This window comes from Lacisediminimonas sp., assembly GCF_030645335.1.
Taxonomy (GTDB): Bacteria; Pseudomonadota; Gammaproteobacteria; order Burkholderiales; family Burkholderiaceae_D; genus Lacisediminimonas.
The window spans coordinates 1-7,751 of record NZ_JAUSNH010000098.1 but is presented as its reverse complement, the minus strand read 5'-3'; the positions used below and the strand labels follow the sequence as shown (position 1 = coordinate 7,751).

General features: G+C 58.7%; 6 protein-coding genes and 1 tRNA gene. 3 read left to right on the top strand and 4 right to left on the bottom strand.

What is annotated here, in order from left to right:
- On the bottom strand, window positions 1-1,444 hold a 1,444-nt coding region (locus Q7T64_RS06670), incomplete at its 3' end, for a polyketide synthase (RefSeq protein ID WP_304793163.1).
- Between the two features lie 475 nt (window positions 1,445-1,919).
- Here Q7T64_RS06670 and Q7T64_RS06665 point away from each other — a divergent pair.
- Complete coding sequence (locus Q7T64_RS06665) at window positions 1,920-2,888, top strand: acyltransferase domain-containing protein (RefSeq protein ID WP_304793160.1); 969 nt, start codon at window positions 1,920-1,922, stop codon at window positions 2,886-2,888.
- A 60-nt stretch (window positions 2,889-2,948) separates the two neighbouring features.
- A complete protein-coding gene (locus Q7T64_RS06660) occupies window positions 2,949-3,704 on the top strand; it encodes a 4'-phosphopantetheinyl transferase superfamily protein (RefSeq protein WP_304793158.1) in 756 nt (251 codons plus the stop codon).
- Between the two features lie 17 nt (window positions 3,705-3,721).
- Here the strand turns inward: Q7T64_RS06660 and Q7T64_RS06655 are convergent, their stop codons facing one another.
- Entirely contained in the window at window positions 3,722-3,955 is a 234-nt protein-coding gene (locus Q7T64_RS06655) for a hypothetical protein (RefSeq protein ID WP_304793156.1), read from the bottom strand.
- Between the two features lie 107 nt (window positions 3,956-4,062).
- On the opposite strand from Q7T64_RS06655, the gene Q7T64_RS06650 reads away from it, so the two are divergent.
- Window positions 4,063-4,137, top strand: a tRNA-Arg gene (locus Q7T64_RS06650).
- A 95-nt stretch (window positions 4,138-4,232) separates the two neighbouring features.
- Here the strand turns inward: Q7T64_RS06650 and Q7T64_RS06645 are convergent.
- Window positions 4,233-4,964, bottom strand: a complete 732-nt coding sequence (locus tag Q7T64_RS06645) for a FecR domain-containing protein (RefSeq protein ID WP_304793154.1) — start codon at window positions 4,962-4,964, stop codon at window positions 4,233-4,235.
- An 11-nt stretch (window positions 4,965-4,975) separates the two neighbouring features.
- Window positions 4,976-7,751: hypothetical protein (locus Q7T64_RS06640; RefSeq protein ID WP_304793152.1), on the bottom strand; the 2,776-nt coding region annotated here is incomplete at its 5' end.

The window sequence follows — 7,751 nt, the reverse complement described above, 5'->3', positions numbered from 1 at the left end:
GCGGAAAAAGCCCTGCTTCAGCGGCCGACATCAGAAAAACATCTGCATCCACCAGGTGTTGTCGTGAGAAGGCATGATAGGCATCGAAATGCAGTGACTCACTTCGATCCATGAAGGCTCGCGTGACGGAGGGCGCCAGGCTATGGACCTCCAATAGAAGCAGTCCATGGTGCGTGATGATTGACGACCAGCGCGCCAGATGCTCCACCAGGCTCTGCACCGCCAGATACGGGGGTATCAAGCGGCCGTCCGCAGCCACGCCAATCACTGAGTAGTCCCATTGCCTTCTGGCCTCAGCCTGTTGCAGCGCATTTGGCCAGGCGAATGGTCGGTCATGGTCCAAAAATGAACGGACGTGCAACACCCGCCCTGGGTCCACCCCACGCTTTTGCAAATCCGCGACCAGTTGATCCGGATCGGCAATATCAGCAGCCAATACCAGGTGGGGAATTTCCCCCAGATTGTGTGCTGTGATACCCAGTGCGGCCTGGTTGTAGTCGGCCCCTACCATGCACACGGGATATTGATCCAGCACCTTGCCCCGAGCGGAGTGACTGCGGATCAGCTGATAGATGCGCTTGAGAAAACTGCCATCCCCACAGCCCATGTCCACGACATAGTCGGGCTGTTCCTCGAACGGAAGTTTATTAAATATGGTGAGCAGGATCTCGTCAGCATCGGTAAAGAACTTCTCGTGCTGGAACCCGCTTGCTACCACATTCAGAAAGCGGTCAACGTGACTTTCATCGCCGACAGCATCACGTTGAAAAATTTCCTGCGGATTACCGAATAACAATTCCGGCATTTGCAGGAGCATGGAACCATACGACGCTGTTGTTCCGAGATTGAGCGCTCGGTCCAACATGAATTGGCCTGCATCGGTCAACGTGCATTCAGCCCCCGACCCGGTCGCCCATTTCAAGGCAATGAAGAGACGAGTCAACTCTTGCCGCACGGCAGTGGGCACCAGTGTGGCAGGCGTGCGTGTTTCGATGGACAGTTGATGATGTTTGAGGGCCAACAGCAATGGAATCACCAAAATGCCGTCCAGAAAATCACTCAAGAGCGGATCATCTATCCCCCACCGCATGCATGAACGTTCATTCCATGGCACGAGAATTTCTGGCGCCAGCTCCCCTTTTACATACGCCGCCATCGGGAATCGATACAAATCAAGAATGTCATCCGGAATGAGAAGATGACGTCCGCTTTTTTCGCCAGGTTGGTAGACCCCGGCACTATCGCTGGTGATCAAGTCAAGCGACTCGAGTAATCGGAGGGCAGCTTGCAAATGGCCGCTATTTGCTTTCAATTTTTCTGTCAGCTGGGACAGGGACAAAGGTCCTTCAGTCTTCAGGAGTTGGAATAAACCACGCTCCCTGCACGCATGAATAACGGGGATAGAAACAAATCCGTGCGCGTATCGATTGAGAACATCAAGCATCGCTGCACTCCTTCCGGCGAGAGTGGGCGCATTGCGACATTGCCATATGAATCCAAAAGAGCTTGCTGATGCGCACTGGCACGATCGCTAATGCGGGCAACCAGTGGCACCTTGGGAGGAAGCCCATATCGGCGTGGATGGCCAGAGCGGTCTGGTGCATAGTTTTCGTGTTCCATGTGATCAAACAGCCCTGTCATCATCCAGGGACTTATAAGTAACGATTCCTACATTTTTGTTCCTCTTATTCCTACACTGTTAATGCGATAGGCGCCGCGTCCAGAAATTAGGCATCTTCTGTATGTGCTAGCAATAAAGTGCGTTCAGCGCGCACGATTTTCAGATCGCGTGGAAGCAAGCTAATTAATTGGAACAATAGACATAGTTTTGTTACTAATAGGATGCAGAAAAGGTGCGGAACTTCCGGTATCCCAATACGCACACCGAACCAGAAGACCGACAAAAAGAGAATTGCCTCATGAACCTGCCCACCGTCTTCATGTTTTCAGGACAGGGTTCACAGCACTATCAAATGGGTATCGCCTTGTACGAGGCTGAACCAGTGTTCCGGCGCGCAATGATGCGAATGGACATCGCATACGCTGACCTGACCGGTCACTCGCTGCTCGAACACCTATATGGTCGACAGGATGCCTCCAGTCCGTTTGAAGAACTGGCACTCACCCATCCCGCGATTGTCATGGTGGAATGTGCGTTGGCGGAAATGCTCATGAGTGAGGGCATCGTGCCCACGCTGTCCCTGGGCTGCAGTCTGGGAAGTTTTTCTGCCGCAGCTGCTTCTGGATGGGTCAGCAGCGAAAATGCGCTCGCCATGGCAATACACCAGGCCAAGGCTGTCCAGGCGTATTGCGAAGCCGGCACCATGATTGCCATATTGGGCAGTCACATCCAGCATGCCTCCAAGCTCGCGTCACTTGGCGCAATCGTTGCCGCTGAAAATTTCGATAGACATTTCATTGTCAGCGCACACTTGCACGATCTGGAAAAGATCCTGGCGTATTTGCATGCGAACGATCTGGCGAGCCAAATCCTGCCGGTGCAGCGCGCATTCCACACGCCCTGGCTCGATCCGGCCAAATCGCATTTTGTCGAGCATGTGGCGCCATCGATCCCTGGCAAGGTTTTGCGGGAACTATGGTGCTGTGCATCGGCCGGACCAGTCGCTTCAATGTGCCCCCAGTACTTCTGGGATGTCGTTCAGAAGCCCATACGATTTGCCGAAACCATTCGCAAGCTCGAACTGCAGGGGCCATGGCGTTACGTTGATTTAGGGCCGTCTGGCACGCTGGCGACCTTCCTGAAATATTTGCTGCCTGCCACTTCGCGCTCATGCACTGTGGCTACCCTGAGCCGCGTCGGCCGCGATCAACAATGCTTGCGTGACCTGCGTGCGGCCTGTCAAGCCGTTCTGTGCGCAGAGAATTAAATCCGCAAGTTAAGCGGACTACTGACTTCGACAACCAAGGTTTGATACAGGCACAATCCCATGCTCGCCGCTGAATCCAAGGTCTTGCCACTGCGCTTGTGTCGTACCGAAAGCAGTCACGCGGCCACATTGTGCTTGGCGCGGATGAACCAGGATGCGTTATATGCAGCACAGCGCTTCGCTCCATTTCTGCATCCCAGTGAACTGGCCAGGCTTGATGGCATGACGGATTTGAGACGTCACGGCTATCTGACAGGTCGCTATTGCGCCAAGCATGCACTCGCGCATCACATTGGCATCACAGCCCTGGATCACATACTGATTGAACCCGGCGTCTTCGGCCAGCCACTGGTACGCGCCCCCTCGGAAGCGGCCATCCGCATCGGTATCAGTCACAGTGCCGACTATGCTTGCGGACTGGCATTTGATCCTGCCCAACCCATGGGTATCGACCTGGAGCCAATGAGCGTGCGACATGAGGAGGCTGTGCGTTCACAAATGACGCCGGCCGAACGCTGCCTGCTTGCCAATAGCTGGCGCCATGGACATGCTTGCGCCTGGCTCTGGACCGTCAAGGAAGCATTGGGCAAGGCCCTGCTTATGGGGTTGACCGTGCCAATCTGGATGTATGAAGTCAAGGCAGTAGAGCAAAGCGGCCAGTTCCTCGTCACCACATTTGCACATCTGATTCAATACAAGGCGCTCTCATTCGAATGGAATGGCGCATTGGTCACCATCGTCTTGCCAGCCCGGACGACGCTGGAAATCCCGCAGGACTGCGGCATTACTGCCCTACCGTTTTTTCAGGCAGGCTGATAAGCTCCCGCCTGCCGCTACCAGGTCATCGGGCGAGCCTTGTCGCGCAGATGCCGATAGGAATTGATCAGTTCGCAGACAGTCAGCGACCCGGCCTCTGATACAATCTCGGCGCGTGCCATCTCTGCTTCGCGCTGGGTGGCCCACACATCGGCTTGCGCTTGGGTTCGGAAGGTTTTGGTCAGCGGCTTGTGAGCTTTTCGCCTGACTCGTGCGCACCAGGAAGTGCCGATTCTCTCAAGTGTCGCCATGAACCATCCGCCGTGCCATTTTGTACCACTGATTAAGTGAAACTTGATGATAGCGGTGAAGCGACACAGAGAAAATGAAGCCTGTAAACCGGGTAAAATCAGCGTCCCTCGCCGTAGTTCAATGGATAGAACGAGTGCCTCCTAAGCGCTAGATACAGGTTCGATTCCTGTCGGCGGGACCAACGACAATCTTTACACTTCTCGCGAGCCGCTTCATCGGCTGGCAACGATCAAATGTTAGGCGACCGCCCCAAAGGATGCCCTTTGAGATAACGCCTCACTGCGCCACGCACTGATTGTCCTTCGAATCCGCCACGCCCTTGCCGGTGCCCTGGTTCTGGCTGATCGACGGCGGCATGGTCACCTGCACACCCTGCTGCGGCGGCACGACGGTGGGTGGCGTTGTGCTGTCGCGCACGAAGCCGAACTGTCCGCTATTGATCAATTGCGTGCCCCCGCCATTGCGCACCGAGATAGCGCCGTCGGTCACATCCACATGCAAGCCATTCGGCGGCGGCCTGCCGCTGACCGTTGGCACACCACCACAATCATTGTTGCAGAACAGCGCGCCAAAGTGCGTGCCCCGGATACCGATGGTCGCCGTTGGCGTGGTGTACGAAACGGCATCCTTGTTGCGCTTGCCGATCAGCCCGCTGACGGCCCGCAGACCGCCCCTGAGCATGTTGAGCGCTGCGTTGTCGCCCTGCGGCTTGGCTGCGTCGTAGGCGTAAGCCGACACCACCAACTGGGATTCCGGACGCAAGACGACTTCTGCATCGTCCATGAATTTCAGGCGAACGTAGGTTTCCTTGTGGGTGGTCAGCGTGTCGCCTTGCATGATCTCGGAGCGCACTGAAAGCGATCGGGTCGCGCCGGTGGCACTCTTGGCGGTCACCAGTCCTGACAGGTGGGTAATGCGCGCCACCGGTTCGGCGGCGCCTGCAGGCACGACCAAGGCCAGGCCCAGGGCAAACAGCACGGCTTGCAGCCAGCGTGTGGCGTTTTTCATTTGCATCATCCTCAGCTACAAACCGGCAATGATTTTCGCGCCGACTTGGTGGCTGTTTGCGACTTTTTCTCCTGCTTTTCGGACTTGTCCTCTTTGGCAGATTTTTCGTCTTTCTTGCTGCCGCTGTCCGACGATGACTGGCTGCTTGATGACGACGCGGCCGGGGACTCCGAACTGTTTGCGCTGGATGAACTCGATGAACTGGCAGGGCTGGATGTACTGTCATTGCTGGCCATGACGGTCGTGCCGGCGCTACCGGCAAAGCTGCCGCCGGTGTCGGCTGCCGGTGCCGCGCCCGAGCCACCGAAGCTGCCCGTGGTGCCACCGATCGTCTGGTCGCCTGCCAGGGTCAAGGTATTGGTGCTGCCGGTCGTGCTCGATACGACAGGAACCACGGTGTTGCTGGCGCTGCCGGTCGTCGTTGGTGACGACTGGGTCGATGTCTTGTTGGTTGAATCGACGATGGTCGTGGTTGCCGCCGCCACAGTGGTATTCGTGGTGACGGTCGTGACTGGCGCGGTGACCGGCGCAGTGACCGGCGGCGGTGCGGTGATTGACGGTATGGCGCCGACAATCTTGGTCGGATCCGCAACGGTAACAGTGCCGCTGATCGAAGTCAGCCCGATGGTTCCGCTGGTGACCGACAAGCTGCCAGTGGAAGAAACCGACAATGCGCTACCGGCCGACAGCTGCAGCGAGCCGCTGGTTGACGCAACGCTGCTGTTGATCGTCAGGTTGTCGTTGCCGCCGGTACTGGACATGGCCTGGAGGGTGACATTGCTGCCGGCCGAAATCGGCGCATTCACCACCAGCGGGCTGCGTGCAATCAACGAAACCCCGCCGGTGGTAGTAACGATCGGTGCGTTGTTGATGACGCCGCCGGTGTTGTCGATGCTGATGTTGCCGCCAGGGGCGTTGTTCGTGATGCCGTTCAGTGTCAGGCTGGACGGACTCGATACATTGAGCAGCGCAATATTGCCGGTGAAGGCGTTGCTGCCCTTGAAGCTGGTGATCCGGTTGTTGGTATTCGTCAGCACCGTACCGGCGGTCGAGCTGGTTTGCAGTGAGCTGGCACGCAGCCCTGCGGTCTGGCTGATCGCACCGGCTGCGGCAATCAGCTTCAGGTCGCCGGCAATCATGTTGGCAATTGACAGGTTGCCGCTGCGCTGGGTCAACGTGACCGTCCCCGGCATGTTGAAGGCGCCACCGGTCTGGCTGAACGAACGCGTCACAGCCAGCGAACCGCTACCGCTGACCGTGCCCGAACTGATCGCCAGCGTCGGCAACGAGGTCGCCGCATTCAGTATGGCGCTGCCGCCGGCCAATTGCAGCGTGCCGCTGCCACTGACGGCGCCGTTTGCCGTGTAGGTTCCGCCGCTGGTCACGGTCAGCGTGCCGTCGATGGTACTGGTGCCGCCGACCGACAGCGATCCCCCGCTGACCGACAGCGGGGTAGCGCTCTGCAGCCTGAGCTTGCCGATGCTATCGATACCGCTGCTGTGGCGGATGGTGCTGCCAGCGTCGATCCAGACGTCGTCTGACGCGCCCGGCAGCACGCTGCCGGCCCAGTTGGCCTGGTTGCTCCAACTGAAGTCACCCCCGGCATTGTTGAAATAGCTGGTCGCGCTCGTGGGAAGCATGGTCAGGCGCGCAGCCTCGCCTGCAAATAAGCTATAGCCGGCTTGCAGGCCGGTCGGCGCATCGGTTAAGGCAAAACTTCCCGAGCGCGCACCGCCCATGGTCAGGAAAATCCGCGAATCGTCGATGGCCGGGCTGGTTGAATTCAGCAAGGACACGGCCAGCCGGCCATCCAGCAAGACATTCCCGCTCACCGACAAGCGGTCGAACTGGCCGCCGCTGCCGAGCTCGATTTCGGTCACGCCTGTGGCGCTCTGTTGCAAGTTGCCCTGCACCGCCAGCGTACCGATGCCCTCCTGCCCGCCTGCGGCAAGGCGACCGCTATTGACCAGGTAATGCTGGCCGGTGTCGACCGTGCCATTGCCGGCCAGCGACCCGCCTTCCAGGTTGGTGAATCCGGCGGCAGTGGTGGCCAGCGTGGCGCCATTGGCGAGTCCTGCACGGCCAGAATTCGTGAAGCTGGCCGTGCCGAGCCGGCCGCCGCTGACATGCACTGCGCCGGCATTGACGACATCCCCCAGCGTCACATTTCCGGCACTGTTGAGGACGCCCGACTCGCTGATGGCCAGCGTGGCCGATGTCGCCGCCGTGCCGCTGCCGCCCGCCAGCAGGTTCAGTGTCCTGCCTTCAAGGGTGAGTGATCCACCGGTGGACAGATTGGTGACATTGAAGGCCGGATCCTCGATGCTGCCACTGATGGTGCCGCCCTGCCAGTCCAGGTTGGTGGCCGTCAGGCCGGCGCTGCCCGCCAGCGTGCCGCTACCCAGGATCACCTTGTCGAGTGTCAGGTTGGTGTTGACCCTGGTCATCCCTGCGGCATCGCCTGAAGAAGACGATTTCGGATTACCGAATTGCACCGTGGTGAGGCCGCCATTGGTGCGCGATTCGGAAATGGTGGTGCCGGCATTGAGGTCGACCACGCCGCCATAGTGATAGAACGTGAGCTTGGTATCAGCCGCGCCAGTGGCGTTGAGCTGCAAGGCGCCTGCATGCGAACCCGGGCCCAGTTCCAGCGTGCTGTCCTGCACGATCACGGTCGCACCGCTCAGGTTGTTGAACCGGCTCGACGACACACCCGCTTCCTGCACGCCGCCGATCGCGTTGACCCGCGGATCCAGGGCATCGGCAACGCTGATGATGACGCCGGCA

What these genes read in the sequence shown, in the direction of transcription:
- Q7T64_RS06665 (WP_304793160.1), top strand. Translation starts at nt 1,920, where the DNA reads ATGAACCTGCCCACCGTCTTCATGTTTTCAGGACAGGGTTCACAGCAC.
- Q7T64_RS06645 (WP_304793154.1), bottom strand. Translation starts at nt 4,964, where the DNA reads ATGAAAAACGCCACACGCTGGCTGCAAGCCGTGCTGTTTGCCCTGGGC.
- Q7T64_RS06660 (WP_304793158.1), top strand. Translation starts at nt 2,949, where the DNA reads ATGCTCGCCGCTGAATCCAAGGTCTTGCCACTGCGCTTGTGTCGTACC.
- Q7T64_RS06655 (WP_304793156.1), bottom strand. Translation starts at nt 3,955, where the DNA reads ATGGCGACACTTGAGAGAATCGGCACTTCCTGGTGCGCACGAGTCAGG.